The organism is Microbacterium sp. MEJ108Y (assembly GCF_000834175.1).
In the GTDB taxonomy this organism is placed as follows: domain Bacteria; phylum Actinomycetota; class Actinomycetes; order Actinomycetales; family Microbacteriaceae; genus Microbacterium; species Microbacterium forte.
The window spans coordinates 92,886-116,791 of record NZ_JXQX01000002.1 but is presented as its reverse complement, the minus strand read 5'-3'; the positions used below and the strand labels follow the sequence as shown (position 1 = coordinate 116,791).

Genomic DNA, 23,906 nt, shown 5'->3' with positions numbered 1-23,906 from the left:
CCCACGGCAACCATGACAGCCTACGCCAGCACGGCGGCCTGACTCACTTCCAGGAGATGAAAGAATGGACGGGTGACCGCGATCGAGCAGAACACCGTCCTCTTTGCCTCCGATGCCGCTTCCTCCGGCGCGCCGTATATGACCACCCCGGTGGCCTATGACGGCATCCTGCTCGCCGGGTTCGGCGGCCCAGAAGGGCAGGAGGACGTCATACCTTTCCTGCGCAATGTCACGCGGGGGCGGGGGATCCCGGACGAGCGCCTCGAAGAGGTGGCGCACCACTACCGCCATTTCGGCGGTGTGAGCCCCATCAACGGACAGAACCGCATCCTCAAGGAGGCGCTTGAGGGCGAGCTCGCGCGCCGCGGCATCGATCTTCCGGTGTACTGGGGTAACCGCAACTGGAGTCCTTACCTCGAAGAGGTCGTCACCGAAGCCGCAGCCGACGGCAAGACGACGCTCCTCGCCTTCGCCACGAGCGCGTACAGCTCCTTCTCGAGCTGCCGGCAGTATCGCGAGGACTTCGCGCGAGTGCTCGAGGAGACGAAGCTCGGCGAGACCGTGACGATCGACAAGATCCGTCCCTTCTACGACCACCCCGGGTTCGTCGAGTCCTTCGAGACGGGTGTCCGCGAGGCCGTGGAGACCTTCCTCGGTCAGGGAATCGCCCCGGCCGACATCCAGATCCTCTTCTCCACCCACAGCATCCCGACTGCGGATGCCGAGCGCTCGGGCGCGCGGGACATCGACTGGGGCGAGGGCGGCGCGTATGCCGCGCAGCATCTCGCCGTCGCCGCGTGGGTGATGGATCGCGTCCGTGAGAGCATCCCGGCAGCGGCTGACGTCTCGTGGGAGCTGGTCTACCAGTCCCGTTCGGGCCCCGCCTCGCAGCCGTGGCTCGAGCCTGATGTGTGCGACGTCATCGGCGAGCTGCCCGAACGCGGCCGGAAGGCCGTGGCCGTGGTGCCCGTCGGGTTCATGAGCGATCACATGGAGGTGCTCTGGGACCTCGACACCGAGGCCGCCGAAGCCGCCGAGGAGGCGGGACTCGCCTTCACGCGTACTCCGACGCCCGGAGTCGCCCCGTCGTTCGTCACCGGAATCGTCGACCTGATCGTCGAGCGCCTGGAGGGTCGTCCGAACGAGGATCGCCCCCATGTCACCTCTCTGCCCGGTGCGTTCGATGTGTGCCGCCCCGGCTGCTGCGAGAACGTCCGGGCGGGATTCAAGCCGGCTGCGGCCGGCGTGGCTCCGTGAGCACCCGCTGACCGTCTGCGCTTCTAGGATGGATGCCATGCGCATCCATATCGCCACCGATCACGCCGGTCTCGACTTCTCGACGCAGCTGCAGGACCATCTGCGCAGCGCAGGCCATGAAGTCGTCGACCACGGGCCGGTCGAGTACGACGCGCTCGACGACTACCCCGCGTTCTGCATCCGCGCTGCGCAGGCGGTCGTGGCGGACCAGAGGGCCGGGGTCGAGACGCTCGGCGTGGTGTTCGGCGGTTCGGGGAACGGCGAGCAGATCGCCGCGAACAAAGTCGCCGGTGTCCGCGCCGCGCTGGTGTGGAACACGTCGACCGCAGAGCTCGCCCGTGAGCACAACGATGCGAACGTGATCTCGATCGGGGCGCGTCAGCACTCCTTCGACGAGGTCACCTCGTTCATCGACACCTTCATCGCCACGCCGTTCTCGGGAGACGAGCGTCACATCCGCCGCATCGGTCAGATCGCGGACTTCGAGCGCGACGGCTCGCTGCTTCCGGACCCGCGAGCCTGACATGCCCGAGGGCCACTCCGTCCATCGCATCGCTCGTCAGTTCGATCGGAACTTCGTCGGCAAGGCGATGCTCGCCTCGAGCCCGCAGGGACGATTCGCCGAGGGGGCGGCCGTCCTGAACGGACGCGAGGCGATCAGCGTGCAGGCTGTGGGCAAGCAGATGTTCCTCGAGGCCGAAGGCGATGTGTGGTTGCGCGTGCACCTCGGTCTCTACGGAGCCTGGGACTTCGCCGGCGACATCCTGGTGGACCCCACCATCGCGTCTGCGAACGGTCGCATGGGGCAGACCAACCAGAGGGGCACGGTGGTGGATGAGGAGATCCTCGACGATGCCGGAGAGAACTCGCTGGCGTCGATCGGCGCGCCCCGTAGAACCCGTGTGCACGTTCGCATGTCGGAGCAGACGAAGGGTCTCGCTGACGAGGGGCTCGAGTGGCCGCCGCCGGTCGTCGGGCAGGTTCGGCTGCGTCTGATGACCGACATCACCGCCGCTGACCTTCGCGGTCCCACGGCATGCGTGCTGCAGACTCCTGAGGAGATGCTCGCCAGCGTCGCGAAGCTCGGTCCCGATCCGCTCGTGGGCGATCCGGTGCAGAACGAGGAGCGCTTCGTCGCGGCGGTCCGCAAGAAGCAGACGGTGATCGCTCTCCTGCTCATGGATCAGGCCGTGGTGAGCGGCATCGGCAACGTGTATCGGGCCGAGATGCTGTTCCGCCAGCGGTTGAACCCGCATACCCCCGGCCGAGAGGTTCCCGAGGACGTCGTGCGAGCCCTGTGGCATGACTGGGTGCGTCTCCTCGCCGTCGGCGTCGAGACCGGTCAGATGATGACCATGGATGATCTCTCGCCCGATGCGTACCGCGCCGCGATGGCGAGCCGCGACGACCGGCACTGGGTCTACCATCGCGCAGGTCTGCCGTGCCGTATCTGCGGCACCGAGATCGCTCTCGAGGAGATCGGCGCGCGCAAGCTGTACTGGTGCCCGCGCTGCCAAGCGTGACCCGTCGGCCATAGGCTGAGGGGATGCGTCAGAACCCCAGTTTCACGCTCGCGGATGTGGCCGAGATCCGTCGGATCGTCGATGCCAATCCCTGGGCGACGATCGTGAGCCACGGTCCCGACGGCCTGGTCTCTTCGCACTACGTCGTTCTTCTCGATGACGACCATGACGACTTGACGGTCGTGGGGCATGTCGGGCGGCCGGACGACCTGATTCACGGCCTGGGGGATGGGGAGATGCTCGTCGTCTTCCAGGGACCGCACGGCTACATCTCGCCCGGTTGGTACGGCGATGTGCCGTCGGTTCCGACCTGGAACTACACGGCCGTGCATCTCGCAGGGATTCCCGAGATCCTCAGCGACGAAGAGAACCTCGCCGTGCTCGACCGGCTGGTCGACCGTTTCGAGGGACGGATGCCGGAGCCACGGCGCATGTGGGAACGGCCGAACGATCCCGCGTTCGTCACTCGCCTGGCCACAGGGACGGTGGGCTTCAGACTCACCCCGACCAGGGTCGTCGCCAAGCGCAAGCTCAGTCAGAACAAGCCGACCGAGACCGTGGAGACGGTCATCGCCGAGCTCGAGGCCGTCGGGCCCTACAGGCAGCCCGCCCTCGCGGCCGAGATGCGTCGTGTTCAGCAGGCGCGCGTCGGAGGTCGCTCGTGATCGGGATCGGAGAGCGGGTCGGCACCCTCGTCGGCGTGCGGGTCTCCGGCCCTGGAAGAGAGTTCCTGATCGACGACGAGCCTGTGGACATCTTCATCGAAGACGGTCGCATCAGCGACATCGCTCCCACCGGAGCTGTCGCGCCGCAGGGCGAGATCCTCGAGGGCAACGGGGCCTGGGCGGTGGCCGGCCTGTGGGACAACCATGTTCACACGGTCCAGTGGGCGCTGGCGGCGGAGCGAGTCGCACTCGGCGGCGCGGCCTCCGCGTCTGAGGCTGCTGCGATCATGGCGGCCGCGGCACCCCTGCCGGATGGACGGAAGGTGGGCAGCGGATTCCGCGATGCGATGTGGCCGGATCGCCCGACGCTCGCTCTGCTCGACAGCGTCACCGGAGAGGTCCCCACCTACCTCATAAATGCAGACGTGCACAGCACGTGGCTCAACTCGGCTGCCTTGCGACTCGAGGGGTTCGCCAGCGCCGACGGGATGCTGCGCGAGCAGGACGCGTTCGAGATCTCTCGTCGACTGAATGCCGTGGATCCTGTTCGCGGCGATGCGGCGGTCCGGGACGCGGGGGAGAGAGCAGCGTCCCGCGGCGTCACGGGGCTGGTCGACTTCGACATGGCATGGAATGCCGATGCGTGGCCACGCCGAGTCGCGGCGGGGTTCGCCGCGCATCGCGTCGAGTTCGCGATCTATCCGTTCGACCTCGAGCGAGCCATCCGTGCCGGCCTGAGGTCGGGTGAGCTGCACCAGGACGAGGACGCGCCGGAAGCCGGGCGCGGCCTGATCCATGTCGGACCGCTGAAGATCATCTGCGACGGTTCGCTGGGCACCCGCACCGCCGCGTGCTCACACGCGTATCCGGGTGATCCCGAGAATTTCGGGGTGCTCACCGTGCCCCCGGCCGAGCTCGCAGAGCTGCTCACCGTCGCAACAGGAGCAGGACTCGCGGTCGCCGTGCACGCGATCGGCGACCGCGCCGTCACCGGCGCGCTCGATGCCTTCACCGCGTCTGGTGCGGTGGGCACCATCGAGCACGCCCAGCTGGTGCGTCACGCCGATCTCGCGCGGTTCGGCAGACTCGGCATCATCGCGAGCGTGCAACCGCAGCACGCTCTCGACGACAGAGATCTCGTCGGCCGGCACTGGGCAGGGCAGACCTCGATCGGCTATCCGCTCGGCGCCCTGCGGGACGCCGGTGTCGAGCTGCGCTTCGGATCGGACGCGCCTGTGGCACCGCTCGATCCGTGGCAGGCGATCGCCGCTGCCGTCACCCGCACCGACGACGACCGCGATCCGTGGCACCCCGAGGAGCGGCTGACACGCGAGCAGGCGCTCCGGGCGAGCGTCCGCAGCTCTGTGCGCCCGGGCGAGCTGGCCGATGTCGCCCTGTGCGGCTACGACCCGCTGACCGCCTCCGGTGCGGATCTGCGAGGGATGCCGGTGACGGCGACGATGGTGGCGGGGCGTCTGACCTACGGCGCCTGACATCCGGAGCACGAAGAAGGGCACCGGGAAGACCCGGTGCCCTTCGTCGTCAGACGGATGCTTATGCGGCGATGTGCGACACGAGGAACCAGCGGTCCTTCTCGAGCCCGCGCATGATCTCGATCGCGACGTCCTGGCTCGTGAGGTCGACCTCGTCGAGCCCGTCGATCGCAGCCTTCACGTCGATGAGGATCGCGTCGATGTCGGAGATGACAGCGCGCACGAGCTCGTCGGACTGGGTGAAGCCGGCGGGGACCGACGTAGCGCTGCCCTTGGCGGCCACGGCGCTGATGCGCGCGTCGATCGGCAGGCCGAGGGCGACGATCCGCTCGGCGGCGGTGTCGGCGAAGTCTCCTGCGTGCGCGACGATCGTGTCGAGAAGCTCGTGGACGCCGACGAAGTTGGCGCCGCGCACGTGCCAGTGCGCCTGCTTGCCATCGATCGTCAGTGCCTGGAGTCCGAGCACGACGGGGGAGAGGAACTGAGCCGCTGCAGCTGCCACTGTCGGGTCGCTGGCGGTGGTGGAAACGGTCTGTACCTTGCTCATCTTGACTCCTCCGGAGTTGTCTCTTCGTGCCTGATGATGACAACGCTACTCGTCTGAAAACATTCCGCAAGCAAGCGAAGGCTCGGCTTAGTGCCCCGGAATCATGCGGAAATCCGGCCTTGGGAGGATAGTCTCACCTCATGAGCATCGCAGCCGGAGCCTCTGTCCTCGCACTCCCGGGGAAGACCCCGTCGGTACCCGAAGACGCGTTCGTCGCCGAGGGAGCGCGCATCGTCGGCGACGTCTCGTTGGCCGAAGGCGCGAGCGTCTGGTACAACGCCGTGCTCCGAGGCGACTCGGCATCCATCGTGATCGGTCGAGGCAGCAATGTGCAGGACAACGTCTCGGTCCACGTCGATGCGGCTCATCCCGTCACCATCGGTGACAAGGTGTCCATCGGTCACAACGCCGTGGTGCACGGATGCACGATCGGAGACGGCTCGCTCATCGGCATGGGGGCTGTCGTGCTCAGCGGCGCGGTCATCGGTGCGGGTTGCCTCATCGCCGGCGGAGCAGTCGTGCTCGGAGGAACCGAGGTGCCGGACGGCTCACTGGTGGCGGGGGTTCCTGCGAAGGTGCGTCGGTCCCTCAGCGACGACGAGCGTGCCGACCTGATCGCCAACGCCGACATCTACCTGGCGCACCTCGAGACGCACGCCGCCGCGACACCGATCTGACCGGTTCGGCCCGATAGGCTTGTCGTCACGGGGCGGTGGCCAAGCTGGTTAAGGCAGTGGGCTCATAACCCAACGATCGCGGGTTCAAGTCCCGCCCGCCCTACTCCTGTTCGCTGAGCCGCCTACGCCATCTGTCGAGCGCGGTCGTCTCAGAGATAACGTCGCGAGGATGACGCCGGCAGCGATACCGCCGAGTCCGCCGAAGACCATGTCACCGATCGTGTCCTGATACGTGACGAAGATCTCGTCGCTGAGGTAGGCCCAGCCCAGCCACTCGACCATCTCCCACATGGCGCTGAGTGCGAGGGCCAGGAGCGGTGCCAGGACGAGCGGAGTTCGCGGCCGCGCGCCGTGGTCGCGAGTCATCGTGACGACCTCCGCCCGGGTGAGGATCAGCGCCGCGACGATCGTCAGAATACCCGTGCAGATGAGGTGCACGACCAGATCCCAGCCCGGGATCGTCCGGTACAGGTCGAATATGTTGCTCCACGCGGCCACGAGCACGGTCGCGCAGACCGCCAGATCGAACCCCCCGCGCAGTCCCAGCACTCGAGGCAGCATCAGGGCCGGAAGAGCGAGTGCGGCGATGCCGGCGTCCGTCGGCGCGAGCCAGATCAGCGCCACGCCGACGCCGACGATCCCCAGAACTCGCAGAGAGTCTGCGGACCACTCCGCGAGGGACCGAGGCGGACGGAGGAAGTCTTCTTTCACTGTGTCGTCTTTCACTGTGTCTTGCCGTGCAGACGCAGCAGCGCCTGCACGGCCAGGTGATCCGAGGGTCTGATCCCATCGAAGACACCTGCGTTGATGCCGGCAGCACGCACCCGGACGTCTCGGCTGACGAGCATCCAGTCGACGCGCCGCCCCGTGAGCCGCGGTCGTCGATATCCGTTGAGCGTGCTCCACAGCGGTGTCAGCCGGTCCTCGGCAGCGCTCCAGGAGTCGGTGAGCTCCGCCCGCGACAGGAGCGTGCGTACGGCGCGGGAGCGGGGACCGGCATTGAGATCACCCATCACGATCGTCGGAAGAGCACGCTTCCCGACCAGCGCGGAGATGGCCTCGGCCGATCGTCGTCGTGAACGAGAGGACAGGTGGTCGAGATGGGTGTTGACGACGAGGAACCGGATGCCCGTCGACCTGTCGGCGAACTCCGCCGTCACGAGAATGCGGGGGATGAGGTTGCCCCAGGATCGACTGCCCCGTTCGTCAGGGCGCGCTGAAAGGGCCTGCTGCTCCCATCCGCGAAGTTCCAGGCGTTCGGCGTCGTAGACGAGCGGGATGCCCTCGCCCGTGCCTTCGCGGCCTCGCCCTGTGCCGATGAACCGGTGAGTCGGGCCGAGCGCGCGGGTGACGACCCTCATCGCGCCGGGAAGCACCTCTTGCAGCCCGAGGATCGTCGGACGCTCCGAGCGCAGCATCTCAGCGACTGCCGGGGCGCGCACACTCCAGCGGTCCTGCTTCGGACGCGCGAAGCCCTCCATGGCCCGGCGGATGTTGAAAGACATCGCGTGCAGCTCCGGTGCGACCACAGGGCCGATCAGCGCGGGCACGGTCATCGTGTCCGCCGTGCTGCGGGGCCGCGTAGGCGACGGCGGACAACCAGGCGTGCCCACCGCACAGGGGGGAAGTCGCGCGGCCAGTGCACGAGCACGCTGCGGAAGCCTCGCTGCACGCGCCGGCCGAACTGCCCTGCGGTGAACGGTCTCATCGACATCCCCATCGACTCGCCGGGGAGCCGAGCGATGCGGTGGTTCTCGCCGAGGTGGAAGGCGAGGTCGAGGTCATCGTGGATGTGTGCATCGCCGCGATGCACGTCCGCACGCACCGCATGCCATGCTTCCCTGCGGAACGCGAGATTCGAGCCGAACAGCGGTCTATGGCCGAGAGTCACGCTCAAGACGCTCGTGTACGCGCCGAGATAGAGCCGAGCGAGCGGGACGCGGAGCGCCACAGGCCCGTCGGTGAAGCGCGCACCTCCGGTGACGGCTCCGATGCGCTCGTCCTGCCCGAAGGCCGAGACGACCGCGGAGATCCAGTCGGCATCCGGTTCGCAGTCCGCGTCGAGTCTGAGGATCAGATCACCGCGTGCGGCATCGTATCCGGTGGACGCCGCAGCGGGGATGCCCGGCTCGATGCAGGTGAGCACGCGCGCGCCCGAGGCTCGAGCCACCGAGGCCGACGAATCGGACGAGTCATTGTCGACAACGATGATCTCGTCCGCCGGCGACTCCTGGGCGTGCAGGGCACGCAGACACCGTGCCAGCAGAGCCGCGTCGTCCTTGACAGGCACGACCACCGAGATGGTGGGGGAGTCGGCGGGCCCTATCCGTGACCGGACCGTGGCGGCACTGTCGACCACATGCCCTTCGCTGCGTTCCGTCATCGGCGCGATCATGTCATCGATCGGCGGAGAGAACGAGGGACTTGACACTGCGGAGCCCGCCCGACCCTCCGCGCCCGGATCAGCGAGCGTCTGCAGCCTGCAGGTCGGACGAAGGCTCGATCAGCTCCTCCACGAGCGTGATGCCGCCGCTCGAGTTGGCCGAATGGGCGAGATCCTCGATCCATCGACGGCTGAGCTCGGGCGCCTCGCTCTCGTCGAAGACGAACCTCAGGGGGATCGACGGATGCAGCCAGACCGTCGAGCGGCCTTCAGGGTCTCCGTCCGGGTGCTTCCAGGTGAGTGTGAAGCTCTCGTTGCGACGCAGCTTCGTCGCAACGACGACCTTGAGGTGCGCGAGTGCACGATCGTCGATATGGATCGGCTCGGAGGCGCCGTAGTAGAGAGAACCCATATCTCGGAATATATGCGCCAGGGGGCGAACCATCGCACCGGCCACCCTCGGCGCGCGAGGGGAGCGAACAATCTGTTCGCATAATGTCATCGGCCATGCGTCGCGGCCGTCACAGAGGGAAGCACGCCGAAGCTGTCGCGATACGCGGCGGCGAATCGCGAAGGATGTGAGAAACCCCATCGGCGGGCCACCGCCGCGACGGTCGAGGGCGCCCCGGACTGCAGGTCGCGATGGGCGCCGTCCAGCCGCGCCCGTCGCAGCGACTCGGCCGGCGTCGTGTCGAGCGCTCGTCGGAAGGCGTATTGCAATCCCCGCGTCGAGATGTGCACGGCCGCGGCGACATCATCGACGGTGATCGGCCGGTGCGAGTTCTCGGCGATGAAATCGAGAGCACGGCGCACGGTCGCCGGAGCGGCTGTGGTCTGCGCCGGGCGATGGCGTTCGAGGCGGCTCGTCGTCGCGAACGCGGCGAGCGTCGTGGCCGCCGCATGGCGCGCCAACTCGCTGCGCAGGAGTTCGAGATCGTCCGTGGTGTCATCGAGCGGTGCGGCGCTCTGCTCGAGATACGCGAACATGCGATCCCATGCCGCGGCCGCGTACGCGGAGCGAGGGGAGAGGTCCTCGATACGTATGGAGAGGTCGTCGTCACCGCTTATCCGCCGCGCGAGGCGCGACAGGGTGTCGCGGTCGAACACGAGCGCCGCCACTCGGGCCCCCGCGTCCCATCGTGCATGCACTCGGGGTCCGTCCGAGATCCACGGGCGGCTCGCATCGAGATCGCCCCGATCGGAGTACACCCGCGCATCCGGACCGTCCACCCGGCACACCAGAACCTGGTCGAGTGGTTCCGCGGTCGAACGCACCTCCGCTGCCAGGTCGTAGCGAACAAGGCTCACGCCGCCGAGATCCGCAGAGTGCCAATCGAAGTGGAAGCGCTCGGGGTCGACGTCGTGCAGGACCGCAGACGGGACGAACTGCTTCCAGGTGCTCTCGACGCGTGAGACGTCACTGGTGCGGAACCGCATCGCGCGGCTCCTCCCCTCGGGTGCGGTGTGCGCGCACAGGCCAGGTGCCGTCGAGGCGTTCTTCCGGCTCGAGACGGCCGATCCGGATGAAGTACTCCGTCAGGCTCGCCGCCTGAGAACGCGCCCACCCGATCTGGCGCGTATGCAGCTCTTCGAGCGTCTCGGGAAGCACGAACTGGCGCGCCAGGGCCTGCGCGACCCGGCCTGCGGCCACCGCGTCCGCGGCCGCCTCGTGGGCATCCTCGAGTCGCACCGCGTAGAGGGCGGCGACCACCTCGAGAGTGCGCTTGCCAGGGCGGTACCGGTCGTAGGCCTTGTCGATCACGAGAGGGTCGATGATCGGGGACGGATCCTCCAGCGGTGCGATTCCGTGGCGATGCGCCTCGTGAGCCAGGAGGGAGAAGTCGTATGCCGCGTTGTACGCGACGATCGGAACCCCCTGTGAGAGCAGGGACCGCAGGGCAGCGGTCACTTCTCCGACCACCTCAGCGCCCGGACGCCCGTGCCGGCGGGCATGCTCGGTGGTGACTCCATGCGCGGCCGTGGCACCCTCGGGTATCGGCACCCCAGGATCAGACAGCCAGTCCCTCGCGGCGATCTCACGTCCGTCTGCGTCGAGCAGCCCCACATGCGCGGTGACGACTCGGTCTTTTTCCACGTCGATCCCCGTGGTCTCGAGGTCGAACACGCCTACACGAGTGATCCAGTGCGGGAGCGAGGGGGCCGGGGGCATGATTTCACCGTAGATCCGGGCTCCGACATCCGGGCGGAGGCACACGGAGAGCATGCGTCCGCCGACTCTAGACTTGGTCCATGACCGCCCCCTCTCCCTATGCAGACCGCCTGAGCCGACTGCCGGTCGTGCGCCACGAGGTCGATGTTCGAGGTGGGACCACCGTGTTCTGGGAGTACGGACCCGCCGATGCTGACGTGACGATCGTCGCGGTGCACGGATTCCGAGGGGAGCACCACGGCCTCGAGCCGATCCTCGCATTCCTTCCCGAGGTTCGCGTGATCTCTCCCGATCTCCCCGGATTCGGCGAGACGGCGCCAGTCGTCGGCCGTTCCTACGATCTCGACGAATACGTCGCGTGGCTGAAGGAGTTCGCGGCGACGGTGGCTCCCGGGGCGGTGATACTCGGGCACTCCTTCGGATCGATCGTCGCCTCTGCGGCGGTCGCAGCGGGTCTCGAGACCCCGCGGCTGATCCTGATCAACCCCATCGGAGCGCCCGCACTCGAGGGCCCCAAGGGCATCATGACGCGTCTCGCGGTCCTGTACTACTCACTCGGAGCGCGCCTGCCCGAACGAGCGGGAACGGCGCTCCTGCGCAACCGTCTGATCGTCAGGATCATGAGCATCACGATGGCCAAGACGTCGGACCCGCAGCTGCGGCGGTTCATCCACGACCAGCACGACACCTACTTCTCGCGGTTCGCCGACCGCGACGTCCTCCGGGATGCGTTCGTGACGAGCGTGTCGCATGACGTGAGCGAGTTCGCCGCCTCGATCTCGACGCCCACACTTCTCATCGCCGCCCAGCGAGACGACATCACCCCCATCGAGGTCGAGCGACGGCTTGCTGCACGCTTCGACGACGCCACTCTGGTCGAGATCGCCGAGGTCGGACACCTGATCCACTACGAGACGCCCGCCGAAGCCGCAGGTGCCGTTCGCCGATTCCTCAGGATTCCCGTCGCGCGAGGCCGATGAGGCCGGCGACACGGAACGGGATCACCTCGCCCATCGCGAGAGAGGTCTCGGTGCGCTCCACGCCTTCGATCGACAGGATGCGCGCGTCGGTGTCGAAGAGGTGTCTGGCGTCTCTGCACGCGACGCGCGCGAGCAGGTCGATCGACCCGCTGAGTCCGTGCGCCTGCACGACCTCGGGGATGCGGGCCAGCTCGTTGATGATGCGTGGCAGCTCGGTCTGACGCACCCCGATGCTCACGAACGCCTGAAGCGGGAATCCGAGCACATCTGTCGAGAACGATCGCTCGTACGACTGGAATATCCCGGTCTGCTCGAGTCTCGCCATCCGCGCCTGAATGGTGTTGCGGGACAGCCCGAGGTTCTCCGCGAGCGCGACGATCGTGACGCGGGGATCATCGGCGAGCGCGGCGAGCAGTTCGAGATCAATGCGGTCAAGTCCGGCCATAGTGCCAAACGATAGCAGGGTGGGGGATGCCCGGATTTGGCAACATGCTCAAGCCGATCGCGGTTGCTTGAGCGAGGTGATGAGCGGACGTACGCTCGACTCAACCGGCGATGAGGCCGGGGCCGAGCGTAGAACCCGTGACGACGGCCACGAATGAGGAGGACGATGATGTCACCGCAGATCACCCCGATCGCCGATACGGCGCAGGATCTCGAACTCGCCGAGCGCATCCTCTCACCGGAGGGCGAGCGGATCTCGAACCCGCTGCTCGACTCCTATGTCGATGACGTCGACGCAGCACAGCTGCGGGCGCTGCATCGCGACATGGTCATCCTCCGTCGTATAGACGCCGAGGGTGTCGCGCTCCAGCGTCAGGGGCAGCTCGGGCTCTGGGCTCCGTGCCAGGGACAGGAGGCGACCCAGATCGGCACAGCGAGGGCGCTCGCTCCTCAGGACTACGTCTTCCCGAGCTATCGGGAGACGGGGGTCATCTACGCGCGTGGCGCTGAGCCCGGCGACTTCGTCCGCATGTGGCGCGGCGAGGAGGGCGCGGGTCACGACCCCGCAGCACTCCGGGTCGCTCCGCTGCAGATCATCATCGGAGCGCAGACGCTCCATGCCGTCGGCTATGCGCTCGGCATCCGTCATGAAGGCGCGGACGAAGTCGCCGTCACCTACTTCGGCGACGGCGCCACGAGTCAGGGCGACGTCAACGAGGCGATGATCTTCGCCTCCTCCTATCAGGCTCCGGTCGTCTTCGTCTGCCAGAACAACCACTGGGCGATCTCGGAGCCCGTGTCGGTGCAGTCGAAGTATCCGATCGCCGGGCGGGCGCCCGGCTTCGGCATCCCCAGCCTCCGGGTCGACGGCAACGATGTCCTCGCATGCGTTGCTGCGATGCGCTGGGCCCTCGCACACGCCCGATCAGGAAAGGGCCCCGCCTACATCGAAGCCGTCACGTACCGGATGGGCCCGCACACGACAGCCGACGATCCGACTCGCTACCGCAGGGATGACGAGCTCGAGGCATGGCGTCGTCGCGACCCCATCGCTCGCCTGGAAGCGCATCTGCGGTCGCTGGGCGAGCTGAGCGACGAGCAGATCGCCGACACTCAGAAGGCCGCCGACGTCGCGGCACGGGAGATGCGCGCCGAGTGCCTGAGCATGGTGACCCGCCCTCCGCTCGCCGTCTTCGACGGCGTCTACGCCGAGCCGCACGCCGGGCTCGATCGTCAGCGCGATGAGTACGCCGCGTACCTGGCATCCTTCGACGGGGAGGTGTGAACATGGCTCAGATCACTCTCGGGAAGGCGCTCGGCGCGGGTCTCCGCCAGGCGATGCGCGACGACGAGAAGGTCGTGCTGCTGGGCGAGGACATCGGCAGACTCGGCGGCGTCTTCCGCATCACGGACGGACTCCTCGACGAGTTCGGTGCGAAGCGCGTGATCGACACGCCTCTCGCAGAGTCCGGCATCGTCGGGATGGCTGTCGGATTGGCGTTCCGTGGCTATCGGCCGGTCGTCGAGATCCAGTTCGACGGCTTCGTGTACCCCGCGTTCGATCAGATCGTCGCCCAGGTGGCCAAGCTGCACTACCGCACGCAGGGTCGGGTACGGATGCCGATCACGATACGCATCCCCTGGGCCGGCGGGATCGGCGCGGCCGAGCACCACTCGGAATCGCCCGAGGCGTACTTCGCGCACACGGCAGGACTGCGCGTGATCGCCGTGTCGAATCCCGAGGACGCGTACCGGAGCCTGCGTCAGGCCATCGCGTCGGACGACCCGGTGATCTTCTTCGAGCCCAAGCGGCTCTACCACCACAAGGGCGAGGTCGACCTCGACGCACCGCTGGCGGATGCCGCGCCGATGGGACTCGCACGTGTCGTCCGAGCAGGTGACGATGCGACCCTCATCACCTATGGGGCGATGGTCACGACCGCGTTGCAGGCGGCCGAGGCTGCGGAGGACGAGGGCATCTCGCTGGAGGTCATCGATCTGCGTTCGCTGTCGCCCGTCGACTACGACACGGTCGCGACGTCGGTCCGCAAGACCGGGCGGGTCGTCGTGGCGCACGAGGCCTCACGCGAGGCAGGCATGGCCGCCGAGGTGATCGCGAGCGTCACGGAGCGATGCTTCGAATACCTCGAGTCTGCTCCACTGCGTGTGACCGGACACGATGTCCCCTATCCGCCGGCGAAGCTCGAGAAGTACCACCTGCCGGACCTCGACCGGCTGCTGGATGCTGTCGATCGCGTTCTCGACCGTCCGAACAGCCTGACGGGAGCAGACGCATGAACGCGGAGTTCCGACTGCCGGATCTCGGCGAGGGGCTGACAGAGGCGGAGGTCGTCCAGTGGCTCGTCGCACCCGGCGACACGGTGACGCTCAACCAGACTCTGGCGGAGGTCGAGACGGCCAAGGCGATCGTCGAGCTGCCATCTCCCTACGAAGGCGTCGTCGCCGCCCTGCATGCCGAGGCGGGACAGACGGTAGCGGTCGGTGCTCCGCTGATCGAGTTCGACGTGGAGGGAGCCGATGGCCCGTCCACCGCGGACTCGAGCGGAGCCGGTGGGCAGGAGAAGGCGCAGCCCAACCTGGTGGGCTACGGAGCCGCTCCCACGGCATCCGGGCGGCCCGCTCGGCGCGTCAGACGTGCAGCCGGAGCCAGAGCGACGACCGACACGGCTGTGCTCGAGGCGGCGCCGCATGACGCCTCGCCGACTGTGAGCGTCGAGGTCGTCATCGAACGGCCTCGGTCCACCCCTCCCGTGCGCGCGTATGCGAAGCGTCTCGGCGTCGACCTCGCCCTGGTCGCCGCGTCGGTCGGAGATCGCGTGATCACACGCGCCGACATCGACGACTACGTCTCCCGCACCGGGGTGACTGTCGAGCAGGCGGACCCCACGCCACGACGCACTGCTGTTCCGGACGACGCGACCGGGCTCCGGGAGCATTCGCGCGAGACGCGCATCCCCATTCGCGGAGTCCGCAAGCACACCGCCGCAGCGATGGTCGAGAGCGCCTTCACCGCTCCGCACGTCACGGTCTTCCACACCGTCGATGTGACATCGACCATGGACCTTCTCGAGTCGCTGCGCGGCGACCGGTCGCTGTCCGAGCACCGGATCGGTCCGCTCGCCGTCGTGGCGAAGGCGGTGTGTCTCGCTCTGACCCGCGCCCCCGGCTTGAACGCGCGGTGGGACGAATCCGCCGGAGAGATCGTGCAGTTCGGCTACGTCGATCTCGGAATCGCGGCCGCGACCGACCGCGGACTCATCGTGCCGCACATCCGTGACGCCGAGACCATGAGCCTCATCGAGCTCGCGGATGCCGTGAGGTCTCTCGCCGCCACGGCGCGTGAGGGCAGGACGTCTCCGGTGGAGCTGTCCGGCGGCACTTTCTCGATCTCGAACATCGGGGTGTTCGGCGTCGATGCAGGCACCCCGATCCTCCCGCCCGGGCAATCGGGGATCCTCGCGGTCGGCGCGGTCCGGCGTCTTCCGTGGGAGCACCGCGGCGAGATCGCCCTTCGCCACGTGATGACGCTCAGCCTCTCCTTCGATCACCGGATCGTCGACGGAGCGGAGGGCGCGAGGTTCCTCAAGGACGTCGCCGACGTGCTGGAGGAACCCGGCCGGGCGATGCTTCTCAGATAGTCGCTCGGAGCGCCGATTCCGCCATCGCGGCGAGCACTGCCGCGGTGGCGGAGTGGTGTCTGGCTGCTGCCCGCGTGCTGTGCGGAGTCGAATTGATCAACCCGAAGCACGCCTGCACCCGCAGGCGGAGCTCGTCTGCATCGGCCTCGACGAGAGGGTGCAGCGTGTCGATCCAGAGCTCGATGTAGGCGCGTTGCAGGCGTCGGACTGCGGAGTGATCCTGCGCCGAAAGGTGCACGACATCTCGATCGTGCACGCGGATCACGTCGGCGTTGCCGAGGGCGAATTCGACGTGGAAGGCGACGAGTGCGTGGATGCGCTCTTCGGGCGTGGACCCGTCGGCCGCGACCCGGGTTCCTCCGGAGACGAGATCGTCGCTCACCTTGATCAGCACGGCGCCGAGCAGTGCCTGCTTGCCGGCGAAGTGACGGTAGACAGCAGGGCCGGATACGCCCACGGCGGCGCCGATGTCCTCGAGGCTCACCCCGTTGTACCCGCTCTCGGCGAAGAGCCGGGCCGCCTCTCGGAGGATCGCGTCCGACCTCTCTGCCTTCGCGCGATCTCGCGCAGTCGGGGGGCTTGTCATCTCAGTTAATCCTCGCTAACCTGATGCGATCGGTTAGTGAACACTAACCGAGAAAGCATCCAGTGCGCCAGAGCGATGACGCCGGCGCCGTGTGGTCGAGGAGGACGTCACGATGCCCGCAACCCAGCAGGCCCTCGCCGCCGAGCTGCACGAAAGACTGGCGGTCGCCTCCAGGGGCGGTCCCGAAGCGTCTCGTCAGAGGCACATCGCTCGGGGCAAGCTACTTCCGCGAGACCGGGTGACCAGGCTCCTCGACGAGGGGAGTCCCTTCGTCGAGATCGCCCCTCTGGCCGCAGACGGGCTGTACGGGGGAGACGCGCCGGCCGCCGGAGTGATCGCCGGGATCGGCCTCGTGCATGGACGCCACGTGATGGTCGTCTGCAACGACGCCACCGTGAAAGGGGGAACCTACTACCCGCTCACGGTCAAGAAGCACCTGCGCGCGCAGGAGATCGCGCTCGAGAACAGACTGCCCTGCCTGTATCTCGTCGATTCGGGCGGAGCATTCCTTCCCAAGCAGGACGAGGTGTTCCCCGATCGTGAGCACTTCGGTCGCATCTTCTTCAACCAGGCGCGGATGTCGGCGGAGGGCATCCCGCAGCTCGCGGCGGTGCTGGGATCCTGCACGGCAGGCGGCGCCTACGTCCCGGCGATGAGCGACGAGACCGTGATCGTCCGGGACCAGGGCACGATCTTCCTCGGTGGCCCGCCGCTCGTCAAGGCGGCGATCGGCGAGGTCGTCTCCGCGGAAGAGCTCGGCGGCGGTGAACTGCACGCCCGTCGCAGCGGTGTGGTCGACCACCTGGCCGAAGATGACGAGCACGCACTGGAGATCCTGCGTGACATCGTGGCCACTCTGCCGGCGCCCCTCCACCCGGTGTGGGAGGTGCACGACACTCGTGAGCCCGCGGAGTCCGGATCGCTCTACGACGTCGTCCCCGTCGACGTCAACGCCGCATACGACGTGCACGAGGTCATCGCGAGGTTGATCGACGGCGACACGTTCCGGGAGTTCAAGGCGGAGTACGGCACGACCCTCGTCACCGGGTTCGCGCGACTGCACGGGCATCCGGTCGGGATCGTGGCGAACAACGGCGTGCTGTTCAGCGAGTCCGCGCTGAAGGGCGCGCATTTCATCGAGCTCTGCGACCAGCGCGGCATCCCCTTGGTCTTCCTGCAGAACATCTCGGGGTTCATGGTCGGGTCGGACGCCGAGGCGGGGGGCATCGCGAAGGACGGAGCCAAGATGGTCACCGCCGTAGCCAGCACGCGCGTGCCGAAGCTCACCGTGATCATCGGCGGATCCTTCGGCGCAGGCAACTACTCGATGTGCGGACGGGCCTATTCGCCGAGATTCCTGTGGACGTGGCCGGCCAGCCGCATCTCGGTGATGGGCGGCGCCCAGGCGGCGTCCGTGCTCGGGACGGTCAAGGACGACCAGCTCGTAGCACGCGGCCAGGCGTGGAGCTCCGAGGAGCGGGCAGCCTTCGAGCAGCCCATCCGTGAGCAGTACGAGACCCAGGGCGAGCCGTATTACGCCACTGCTCGCCTGTGGGACGACGGCATCATCGATCCGGCCGAGACTCGCGACCTGCTGGGGCTCGCCCTCGACGTGGTCGCCCGAACCCCCCTTCCCGAGCCGCACTTCGGCCTCTTCAGGATGTGACCGCAATGACGACCTCTGCCACCCGCGAATTCGACACGGTGCTCGTCGCCAACAGGGGCGAGATCGCACGCCGCATCATCCGCACGCTGCAGACCATGGGCATCCGCAGCGTCGCCGTCTACAGCGATGCGGATGCCGATGCACCCCATGTGCGCGAGGCCGACGACGCCGTGCGGATCGGTCCGGCGCCGGTCGCCGAGTCCTACCTCGACATCGACGCCGTCATCGCGGCCGCGCGTGCGACCGGGGCGCAGGCCATCCACCCCGGGTACGGCTTCCTCTCCGAGAGCGTCGGGCTGGCGGACGCATGTGCCGAGAGCGGTGTCGTCTTCATCGGGCCGCCGATCGACGCGCTCCAGATCATGGGCGACAAGGCCAAGGCCCGCGATCACGTCGTCCGATCAGGAGTCCCCGTGGTGCCCGGGTTCGACGCGAGAGGACTGTCGGACGCGGAGATCGCCGAGGAGGCGGACGCTGTCGGCTACCCCCTGCTCGTGAAGCCGAGCGCGGGGGGTGGCGGCAAGGGGATGGAGGTCGTCGAGACGCCGGCCGGACTGAGCGCCGCCCTGGCCTCTGCGCGCCGCGTTGCGCTATCGGCATTCGGTGACGACTCGCTGATCCTGGAGAGGCTCATCCGGCGGCCACGACATATCGAGGTGCAGGTCTTCGGTGACACGCACGGCACGGTGCTCGCCCTCGGCGAGCGCGAGTGCACGCTCCAGCGCCGCCACCAGAAGGTCATCGAAGAGGCTCCGTCTGCAGGCATCCCTGACACGACAAGGGACCGTCTTCTCGAGGCCGCGACCCAGGCCGCGGCGAGTGTCTCGTACGTCGGCGCCGGCACGGTGGAGTTCCTCATCGATGCAGATGCTCCCGACCAGGTCTTCTTCATCGAGATGAACACCCGCCTGCAGGTCGAGCACCCCGTCACGGAGGAGGTGACCGGACTCGACCTCGTCGCCCTCCAGATCGCTGTCGCCGCAGGAGGACGCCTCGACTCTGCACCCACGGTGCGCGGGCACGCAGTCGAGGCGCGCGTGTACGCCGAGTCGCCCGAGCGCGGGTTCCTTCCGTCGACCGGCCGCATTCTGCTATTCGACCCCCCTCAGGGGGTGAGAGTCGATGCGGCGGTCGAGACCGGCAGCGAGGTGACCGGCTTCTACGACCCGATGATCGCCAAGGTCATCGCTTTCGCGGATGACCGGAGCACTGCCCTCCGCCGCCTCGACGAGGCCCTGGGCAGAACCGTCGTGCTGGGCGTGGACACGAACATCGCCTTCCTCCGGTTGCTCTGCCGCGATGAGCGGGTGAGGGCCGGGGACCTCGACACCGGACTCATCGAGACGCTTCTGCCGCTCGACGACGAGCCGCCGTCGCCGACGATGCTGATGGCGGCGAGTCGCGCTGTGTCTCACGTCGATGACGCCCTCGGCGAAGCCAGGAGGGCTCGACGAGCGGGCCAGGTGTGGGAGTCTCTCACCAGGCACGACCGACGCGAGGTGTGGTTCCTCACCGACCGGGGCGAGGTGATCTGTGCCCCTGGGACCGACGGTCCTCGGTCCCGCGCGGCTGTCGCGACGGACGTCGACGGCGGTGTCTGGTTGAGCGAGGGCGGACGCACGGTGCACTTGCGGCCGCTGGATCGCCGGGCCCGCATGCTGCAGCGCCTGCAGGCGCGGGAACAGCGCGAGACCGAGAGCGGGCCGGAGGCGCGGGCCCCGATGCCGGGAAGCGTCGTCGCCGTGCACGTCCGAGACGGCGACGTGGTGACCGCCGGCACCCCTCTCATCTCGATCGAGGCGATGAAGATGGAGCATCCGGTGCTGGCACCGCACGACGGGACGGTGCACCTGACGGTCGCCGTCGGCGATCAGGTACGACGCGATCAACAGGTCGCGCACATGACGACAGAGGAGAACTGAGCATGTTCGAGCTGACCGATGAGGAACGCGAGCTCGCCGCGATGGTGCGTGACTTCGCCGAGACGGTCGTCGCACCGCAGTCCTACGAAGCGGACCGCACGCACACCCTGTCGATGGACGTCGTGGCGCAGATGGGTGATCTCGGGCTGTTCGGTCTGCCGTTCCCCGAGGAGTACGGCGGCCAAGGGGGTGACTACATGGCCCTGGGCATCGCGATCGAGGCCCTCGGACGCGTCGATCAGTCCATCGCCATCACGCTCGAGGCCGGAGTCAGCCTCGGGGCGATGCCCGTGTTCCGGTTCGGCACGGAAGAGCAGAAGCAGGAGTACCTGCCCGACCTGCTCGCCGGCCGCGCCCTCGCGGGCTTCGGTCTCACAGAGCCGGAGGCGGGCAGCGACGCCGGAGCGACCCGCACGACCGCTCGCCTCGACGGGGACGACTGGGTCATCGACGGCTCGAAGCAGTTCATCACGAACTCAGGGACGCCGATCACCCGCTTCGTCACCGTGACCGCCGTCACCGGAAACGAAGGCGGACGCAAGCAGATCTCGACCATCATCGTCCCCAACGGCACCCCCGGATTCACCGTGGAGGCCCCGTACGACAAGGTCGGATGGAACGCGTCCGACACGCATCCGCTCAGCTTCGCCGGTGCACGCGTGCCCGCGGGCAACCTGCTGGGGGAGCAGGGCAGCGGCTTCCGCAACTTCCTCAGCATCCTCGACGAGGGACGCATCGCGATCGCCGCGCTCTCGACCGGTGCGGCGGAAGGATGTCTCGAAGCCGCCGTCGACTACGCGAAGAGTCGCACGATCTTCGGCAGCGCCCTCAGCACGCGACAGAACGCGCAGTTCACCCTCGCGCGCATGCGCGCCCGAGTGCACACCGCGCGACTCGCCTGGCACCACGCTGCGCGTCTGCGCGACGGGGGACGACCGTTCGCCGAGCAGGCCGCGATCGCGAAGCTCGTCGCTGGAGAAGCGGCCATGGACAACGCGAGGGATGCGACGCAGATCTTCGGCGGAAACGGCTTCATGAACGAGTTCCCGGTGGCCCGTCACTACCGCGACTCGAAGATCCTCGAGATCGGTGAAGGCACCACGGAGGTGCAGCTGCTCGTGATCGCGCGGGCGCTGGGACTCGCCGGGTAGCGTGGCAGGCATGACCGTGCACGACATCGTCCAGCGGGGACTCTTCTTCGAGGAGTTCGTCACAGACGCGCGCTACCTGCATCGCCCTGGACGCACCGCGACCGAGGCCGACAACGTCCTCTTCACGACGCTCACCATGAACACCCAGGCGCTCCACCTGGATGCGGCCTTCGCCGATGCGCAGCGCCCCTTCGGTGCGCGTCTGATCAACTCGATGTGGACGCTCTCGACGATGGTCGGGGCATCTGTGGCGCAGTTGACCCAGGGCACTCTGGTGGCTCAGCTCGGATTCGGGGAGATCGCGTTCCCTCACCCGCTGTTCGCCGGCGACACGCTGTACACCGAGAGCGTCGTCGTCGAGAAGAGGCTCTCGACATCACGCCCGGGTCAGGGAATCGTGACCATCGCCCATACCGGACGCAACCAGGACGCCACAGTCGTCGCGACGGCGACCCGCACCGTCCTCGTCCATTGCCTGCCGGAGGGGGGACGATGACCTTCAGCCTGGGACCCGCGCTGCTCTTCTGTCCTGCCGACCGACCCGAGCGATTCCGCGGAGCCCTCGAGAAGGCGGATGCGGTCATCATCGACCTCGAGGATGCCGTGCTGCCAGAGGCGAAGGCCGGCGCCCGGCAGAATCTCATCGAGGCCGACCTCGACCCCGATCGGGTGATCGTCCGCGTCAACGCGCCGGATTCCGCCGCCTTCACCGCCGATCTCGCGACCCTCGCCCAGACCGATCTCCGCACCGTCATGGTCGCGAAGACGGAGAGCGCGGAGAGCCTCTCCGCCTTCGACGAGAGCTTCTCGCTGGTCGCCCTGTGCGAGACGGCGAGGGGCGTTCACGCCGCAGATCGCATCGCCGCCCACCCTCAGGTCGTCGCGATGATGTGGGGCGCGGAGGACCTGGTCGCCTCCCTCGGCGGCACGTCGAGTCGCACGGCGAAGGGCGGTTATCGCGACGTGGCCCGCTATGCGCGCTCACGGGTGCTCCTCGAGGCAGGAGCCCAGGGCAAGGGAGCCATCGACGCGGTGCACGTCGACATCGAGGACGTCTCCGGTCTCGAATCCGAGGCGGTCGATGCGGCCGCTTCGGGGTTCGTCGCCACCGCGTGCATCCACCCGAGTCAGGTGGCGGTGATCCGCGCCGCGTACGCACCGGATGAAGCCAGCGTCGAGTGGGCCCGCGGAGTTCTCGAAGCCGCCGGGCGCGAACGAGGCGTCTTCCGCTTCAGAGGACGCATGATCGACGAGCCCGTGCTGAGGCACGCGCGATCGGTGCTCAGCCGCGTTCGCTGATCAGTAGTGCTGCACGGGTTCCCGGGTCAGACGAGCATGCCCTGGTCGATCAGGCGCAGCGAGCCGGGGGAGGCCTCGAAACGGTGGACCGAGCCGTTCGCGAGGACCTCGCCGACGCGCGGCAGCGTGCCACCGGAGACATGGTCGATCAACGACCGGATCACGCCTCCGTGCGTCACGACGATGACGGACTCCGCCACCGGTGCGGAACGACGCCGAGCGTCACGAGCGATCGTGTCGAGTGCGATGAGCGCTCTCTCTGCGACCCCTTCCAATGTCTCCGCCCCGGGGACCGGAGACAGCCAGTCGCCGTACTTCTCGATGTAGTCCGACACGAGCATGCCCTCGCCCTCGCCGAACTCGCGCTCGCGCATGTCCGGCACCAGCACCGGTGAGCCGAGGCCGAGACTCCCGGAGATGATCTCGGCCGTCTCCCGCGCGCGTTTCAGCGGGCTGGCGTAGATCGAATGGTGCGTCGTGCCCTCGAGCAGACCTGCGGCGGTCCGTGCATCCTCGCGGCCCTTCTCGTTCAGCGGGATGTCGGTGGAGCCCTGGATCCGGCGTGCCAGGTTCCAGTCCGTCTGGCCATGGCGGATGAGCGTGAGCAGAGTCATTCGAGGAGCTCCTGGATCGCGGGGAGCACATCGCTGGTGCCTGCGGCGATGGTGGCATCGGCCCAGACGTCCGCGCGCGTGGGCTCACGGTTGATGATGATGAGCGGGATGCTGCGTCGTCGTGCGCGTTCGACGAGCCGCACGCCGGAGTTGACGACGAGAGACGAGCCGGCGACGATCAGAGCGTCGCTGGCACGGAGCAGGGACTCGGCAGCCTTGAAGCGGTCTTGCGGGACGTATTCGCCGAAGAACACCACGTCAGGCTTCAGCATCCCTTCGCAGACGGTGCACACGGGGACGATGAAACCGTCGGTGCTCTCCGGGAGCACATCGCCGTCGGGGTTCAATGCCACGTTCTCGGGGACGGTGATCCAGGGATTGCGCTCTTCGATCTGCACCGCGACGTCGCGGCGATCGAACACCTGACCGCATTTCAGGCAGAGGACCCTGCGCATCGTTCCGTGCACTTCGATCACATGGGAGCTGCCTGCACGCAGATGCAGGCCGTCGACGTTCTGGGTGATGACGCCGCTGACGTGACCTGACGACTCCATGTCGGCGAGCGACAGATGACCCGGATTCGGCTCGGCCCGAGCGAACGCCCGCCACCCGAGATGGCCGCCGACCCAGTAGCGGCGCCGTGCAGCCTCGTCGGCGAGGTACCGCTGGATCGTCATCGGATCGGACCGGTTGCGGGATCCTTCGCCGCGGTAGGCGGGGATTCCCGAGTCCGTGGAGATGCCGGCGCCCGTGAGCAGTGCGATCTTGCGACCACGCAGGAGTTCAGCGGTGCGAGCGATGGTGGCCGACAGTTCGACCGGACTCGATGCGCTCACAGGACCTCCCTGTGCGAGTCTACGACGTGCGCAG

General features: G+C 67.8%; 26 protein-coding genes and 1 tRNA gene. 16 read left to right on the top strand and 11 right to left on the bottom strand.

The annotated features are described in order from the left end of the window. Positions 1-72: 72 nt before the first annotated feature. From RU09_RS01175 to RU09_RS01155, 5 genes are read left to right on the top strand one after another with little or no spacing between them, the layout of a single operon-like run. Positions 73-1,257: a ferrochelatase gene (locus tag RU09_RS01175; protein WP_042536712.1), complete on the top strand. Its 1,185-nt coding sequence runs from the start codon at positions 73-75 to the stop codon at positions 1,255-1,257. Positions 1,258-1,294: 37 nt separating this feature from the next. Further along, on the top strand, positions 1,295-1,780 hold the full coding sequence (locus RU09_RS01170; protein WP_042536711.1) for a ribose-5-phosphate isomerase: 486 nt from the start codon (positions 1,295-1,297) through the stop codon (positions 1,778-1,780). A 1-nt stretch (position 1,781) separates the two neighbouring features. Continuing rightward, positions 1,782-2,780, top strand: a complete 999-nt coding sequence (locus tag RU09_RS01165) for an Fpg/Nei family DNA glycosylase (RefSeq protein WP_042536710.1) — start codon at positions 1,782-1,784, stop codon at positions 2,778-2,780. A gap of 23 nt (positions 2,781-2,803) precedes the next feature. Beyond that, positions 2,804-3,445, top strand: coding sequence for an FMN-binding negative transcriptional regulator (locus RU09_RS01160; protein ID WP_042536708.1), 642 nt, complete (start codon positions 2,804-2,806; stop codon positions 3,443-3,445). Then, positions 3,442-4,938: an amidohydrolase gene (locus tag RU09_RS01155; RefSeq protein WP_042536707.1), complete on the top strand. Its 1,497-nt coding sequence runs from the start codon at positions 3,442-3,444 to the stop codon at positions 4,936-4,938. Before RU09_RS01160 ends, RU09_RS01155 begins: the two co-directional genes overlap by 4 nt. A 61-nt stretch (positions 4,939-4,999) precedes the next feature. Here the strand turns inward: RU09_RS01155 and RU09_RS01150 are convergent, their stop codons facing one another. After that, positions 5,000-5,485 carry a Dps family protein gene (locus RU09_RS01150; protein WP_042536706.1) on the bottom strand — a complete coding sequence of 162 codons (486 nt, stop codon included), beginning with the start codon at positions 5,483-5,485 and terminating at the stop codon, positions 5,000-5,002. Positions 5,486-5,625: 140 nt separating this feature from the next. Between RU09_RS01150 and RU09_RS01145 the strand changes: the two genes are divergently transcribed. Together RU09_RS01145 and RU09_RS01140 are read left to right on the top strand one after the other, a co-directional pair. Further along, the gene (locus RU09_RS01145; RefSeq protein ID WP_042536705.1) at positions 5,626-6,162 is read left to right on the top strand and encodes a gamma carbonic anhydrase family protein; all 537 of its coding nucleotides are present in this window, start codon (positions 5,626-5,628) and stop codon (positions 6,160-6,162) included. Positions 6,163-6,191: 29 nt separating this feature from the next. Then, a tRNA-Ile gene (locus RU09_RS01140) sits at positions 6,192-6,265 on the top strand. On the opposite strand, the gene RU09_RS17960 is transcribed toward RU09_RS01140, so the two are convergent. From RU09_RS17960 to RU09_RS01115, 6 genes are all read right to left on the bottom strand, one after another. Next, the gene (locus RU09_RS17960) at positions 6,247-6,873 is read right to left on the bottom strand and encodes a hypothetical protein (RefSeq protein WP_052492807.1); all 627 of its coding nucleotides are present in this window, start codon (positions 6,871-6,873) and stop codon (positions 6,247-6,249) included. The genes RU09_RS01140 and RU09_RS17960 overlap by 19 nt on opposite strands. 11 nt (positions 6,874-6,884) lie before the next feature. After that, complete coding sequence (locus RU09_RS01135; protein ID WP_042536703.1) at positions 6,885-7,718, bottom strand: endonuclease/exonuclease/phosphatase family protein; 834 nt, start codon at positions 7,716-7,718, stop codon at positions 6,885-6,887. Then, entirely contained in the window at positions 7,715-8,545 is an 831-nt protein-coding gene (locus RU09_RS01130; protein ID WP_042536790.1) for a glycosyltransferase, read from the bottom strand. The genes RU09_RS01135 and RU09_RS01130 overlap by 4 nt, the downstream gene beginning before the upstream one ends. Before the next feature lie 79 nt (positions 8,546-8,624). Further along, positions 8,625-8,957, bottom strand: a complete 333-nt coding sequence (locus RU09_RS01125) for a DUF7882 family protein (protein WP_042536702.1) — start codon at positions 8,955-8,957, stop codon at positions 8,625-8,627. 86 nt (positions 8,958-9,043) lie between these two features. Beyond that, positions 9,044-9,982: an AraC family transcriptional regulator gene (locus RU09_RS01120; RefSeq protein WP_042536700.1), complete on the bottom strand. Its 939-nt coding sequence runs from the start codon at positions 9,980-9,982 to the stop codon at positions 9,044-9,046. Continuing rightward, positions 9,963-10,715, bottom strand: coding sequence for an exonuclease domain-containing protein (locus RU09_RS01115; RefSeq protein ID WP_042536789.1), 753 nt, complete (start codon positions 10,713-10,715; stop codon positions 9,963-9,965). Before RU09_RS01115 ends, RU09_RS01120 begins: the two co-directional genes overlap by 20 nt. An 80-nt stretch (positions 10,716-10,795) precedes the next feature. Between RU09_RS01115 and RU09_RS01110 the strand changes: the two genes are divergently transcribed. Further along, positions 10,796-11,695: an alpha/beta fold hydrolase gene (locus tag RU09_RS01110; protein ID WP_042536699.1), complete on the top strand. Its 900-nt coding sequence runs from the start codon at positions 10,796-10,798 to the stop codon at positions 11,693-11,695. On the opposite strand, the gene RU09_RS01105 is transcribed toward RU09_RS01110, so the two are convergent. Next, entirely contained in the window at positions 11,667-12,140 is a 474-nt protein-coding gene (locus RU09_RS01105) for an Lrp/AsnC family transcriptional regulator (RefSeq protein WP_042536698.1), read from the bottom strand. The two genes, RU09_RS01110 and RU09_RS01105, sit on opposite strands and share 29 nt — an antisense overlap. A gap of 168 nt (positions 12,141-12,308) precedes the next feature. Here RU09_RS01105 and pdhA point away from each other — a divergent pair, with 168 nt between their 5' ends. Genes pdhA through RU09_RS01090 form a run of 3 tightly spaced genes read left to right on the top strand, consistent with a single transcriptional unit; the run spans position 12,309 to position 15,798 of the window. Next, entirely contained in the window at positions 12,309-13,424 is a 1,116-nt protein-coding gene (gene pdhA, locus RU09_RS01100) for a pyruvate dehydrogenase (acetyl-transferring) E1 component subunit alpha (RefSeq protein ID WP_042536788.1), read from the top strand. Positions 13,425-13,426: 2 nt separating this feature from the next. Continuing rightward, on the top strand, positions 13,427-14,437 hold the full coding sequence (locus tag RU09_RS01095; RefSeq protein ID WP_042536696.1) for an alpha-ketoacid dehydrogenase subunit beta: 1,011 nt from the start codon (positions 13,427-13,429) through the stop codon (positions 14,435-14,437). Continuing rightward, positions 14,434-15,798 carry a dihydrolipoamide acetyltransferase family protein gene (locus tag RU09_RS01090; RefSeq protein WP_042536695.1) on the top strand — a complete coding sequence of 455 codons (1,365 nt, stop codon included), beginning with the start codon at positions 14,434-14,436 and terminating at the stop codon, positions 15,796-15,798. The genes RU09_RS01095 and RU09_RS01090 overlap by 4 nt, the downstream gene beginning before the upstream one ends. Here the strand turns inward: RU09_RS01090 and RU09_RS01085 are convergent. After that, entirely contained in the window at positions 15,791-16,384 is a 594-nt protein-coding gene (locus tag RU09_RS01085) for a TetR/AcrR family transcriptional regulator (protein ID WP_042536694.1), read from the bottom strand. The genes RU09_RS01090 and RU09_RS01085 overlap by 8 nt on opposite strands. A 112-nt stretch (positions 16,385-16,496) precedes the next feature. Here RU09_RS01085 and RU09_RS01080 point away from each other — a divergent pair, with 112 nt between their 5' ends. From RU09_RS01080 to RU09_RS01060, 5 genes are read left to right on the top strand one after another with little or no spacing between them, the layout of a single operon-like run. Continuing rightward, positions 16,497-18,050 carry a carboxyl transferase domain-containing protein gene (locus RU09_RS01080; RefSeq protein WP_042536787.1) on the top strand — a complete coding sequence of 518 codons (1,554 nt, stop codon included), beginning with the start codon at positions 16,497-16,499 and terminating at the stop codon, positions 18,048-18,050. A gap of 5 nt (positions 18,051-18,055) precedes the next feature. Next, positions 18,056-19,972: an acetyl/propionyl/methylcrotonyl-CoA carboxylase subunit alpha gene (locus RU09_RS01075; protein WP_042536693.1), complete on the top strand. Its 1,917-nt coding sequence runs from the start codon at positions 18,056-18,058 to the stop codon at positions 19,970-19,972. Positions 19,973-19,974: 2 nt separating this feature from the next. Further along, positions 19,975-21,123, top strand: coding sequence for an acyl-CoA dehydrogenase family protein (locus RU09_RS01070; protein ID WP_042536692.1), 1,149 nt, complete (start codon positions 19,975-19,977; stop codon positions 21,121-21,123). A 10-nt stretch (positions 21,124-21,133) separates the two neighbouring features. Continuing rightward, on the top strand, positions 21,134-21,619 hold the full coding sequence (locus RU09_RS01065) for a MaoC family dehydratase (protein ID WP_042536786.1): 486 nt from the start codon (positions 21,134-21,136) through the stop codon (positions 21,617-21,619). After that, positions 21,616-22,422 (top strand): HpcH/HpaI aldolase/citrate lyase family protein, encoded by an 807-nt coding sequence (locus RU09_RS01060; RefSeq protein ID WP_042536691.1) that lies wholly within the window; start codon positions 21,616-21,618, stop codon positions 22,420-22,422. Before RU09_RS01065 ends, RU09_RS01060 begins: the two co-directional genes overlap by 4 nt. 26 nt (positions 22,423-22,448) lie before the next feature. Here RU09_RS01060 and RU09_RS01055 read toward each other — a convergent pair whose 3' ends face one another. After that, positions 22,449-23,036, bottom strand: coding sequence for a histidine phosphatase family protein (locus RU09_RS01055; RefSeq protein WP_042536690.1), 588 nt, complete (start codon positions 23,034-23,036; stop codon positions 22,449-22,451). Then, entirely contained in the window at positions 23,033-23,872 is an 840-nt protein-coding gene (locus RU09_RS01050) for a Sir2 family NAD-dependent protein deacetylase (RefSeq protein WP_042536689.1), read from the bottom strand. Before RU09_RS01050 ends, RU09_RS01055 begins: the two co-directional genes overlap by 4 nt. Positions 23,873-23,906 lie beyond the last annotated feature (34 nt).

Excerpts from the sequence above, each read along its gene's own strand:
- RU09_RS01165 (WP_042536710.1), top strand. The coding sequence starts at position 1,782 with ATGCCCGAGGGCCACTCCGTCCATCGCATCGCTCGTCAGTTCGATCGG.
- RU09_RS01145 (WP_042536705.1), top strand. The coding sequence starts at position 5,626 with ATGAGCATCGCAGCCGGAGCCTCTGTCCTCGCACTCCCGGGGAAGACC.
- RU09_RS01080 (WP_042536787.1), top strand. The coding sequence starts at position 16,497 with ATGCCCGCAACCCAGCAGGCCCTCGCCGCCGAGCTGCACGAAAGACTG.
- RU09_RS01135 (WP_042536703.1), bottom strand. The coding sequence starts at position 7,718 with ATGACCGTGCCCGCGCTGATCGGCCCTGTGGTCGCACCGGAGCTGCAC.
- RU09_RS01105 (WP_042536698.1), bottom strand. The coding sequence starts at position 12,140 with ATGGCCGGACTTGACCGCATTGATCTCGAACTGCTCGCCGCGCTCGCC.
- RU09_RS01055 (WP_042536690.1), bottom strand. The coding sequence starts at position 23,036 with ATGACTCTGCTCACGCTCATCCGCCATGGCCAGACGGACTGGAACCTG.
- RU09_RS01070 (WP_042536692.1), top strand. The coding sequence starts at position 19,975 with ATGTTCGAGCTGACCGATGAGGAACGCGAGCTCGCCGCGATGGTGCGT.
- RU09_RS01075 (WP_042536693.1), top strand. The coding sequence starts at position 18,056 with ATGACGACCTCTGCCACCCGCGAATTCGACACGGTGCTCGTCGCCAAC.
- RU09_RS01110 (WP_042536699.1), top strand. The coding sequence starts at position 10,796 with ATGACCGCCCCCTCTCCCTATGCAGACCGCCTGAGCCGACTGCCGGTC.
- RU09_RS01115 (WP_042536789.1), bottom strand. The coding sequence starts at position 10,715 with ATGCCCCCGGCCCCCTCGCTCCCGCACTGGATCACTCGTGTAGGCGTG.
- RU09_RS01065 (WP_042536786.1), top strand. The coding sequence starts at position 21,134 with ATGACCGTGCACGACATCGTCCAGCGGGGACTCTTCTTCGAGGAGTTC.
- RU09_RS01150 (WP_042536706.1), bottom strand. The coding sequence starts at position 5,485 with ATGAGCAAGGTACAGACCGTTTCCACCACCGCCAGCGACCCGACAGTG.
- RU09_RS01120 (WP_042536700.1), bottom strand. The coding sequence starts at position 9,982 with ATGCGGTTCCGCACCAGTGACGTCTCACGCGTCGAGAGCACCTGGAAG.
- RU09_RS01095 (WP_042536696.1), top strand. The coding sequence starts at position 13,427 with ATGGCTCAGATCACTCTCGGGAAGGCGCTCGGCGCGGGTCTCCGCCAG.
- RU09_RS01060 (WP_042536691.1), top strand. The coding sequence starts at position 21,616 with ATGACCTTCAGCCTGGGACCCGCGCTGCTCTTCTGTCCTGCCGACCGA.
- RU09_RS01090 (WP_042536695.1), top strand. The coding sequence starts at position 14,434 with ATGAACGCGGAGTTCCGACTGCCGGATCTCGGCGAGGGGCTGACAGAG.
- RU09_RS01160 (WP_042536708.1), top strand. The coding sequence starts at position 2,804 with ATGCGTCAGAACCCCAGTTTCACGCTCGCGGATGTGGCCGAGATCCGT.
- RU09_RS01130 (WP_042536790.1), bottom strand. The coding sequence starts at position 8,545 with ATGACGGAACGCAGCGAAGGGCATGTGGTCGACAGTGCCGCCACGGTC.
- pdhA (WP_042536788.1), top strand. The coding sequence starts at position 12,309 with ATGTCACCGCAGATCACCCCGATCGCCGATACGGCGCAGGATCTCGAA.
- RU09_RS01170 (WP_042536711.1), top strand. The coding sequence starts at position 1,295 with ATGCGCATCCATATCGCCACCGATCACGCCGGTCTCGACTTCTCGACG.
- RU09_RS01125 (WP_042536702.1), bottom strand. The coding sequence starts at position 8,957 with ATGGGTTCTCTCTACTACGGCGCCTCCGAGCCGATCCATATCGACGAT.
- RU09_RS01085 (WP_042536694.1), bottom strand. The coding sequence starts at position 16,384 with ATGACAAGCCCCCCGACTGCGCGAGATCGCGCGAAGGCAGAGAGGTCG.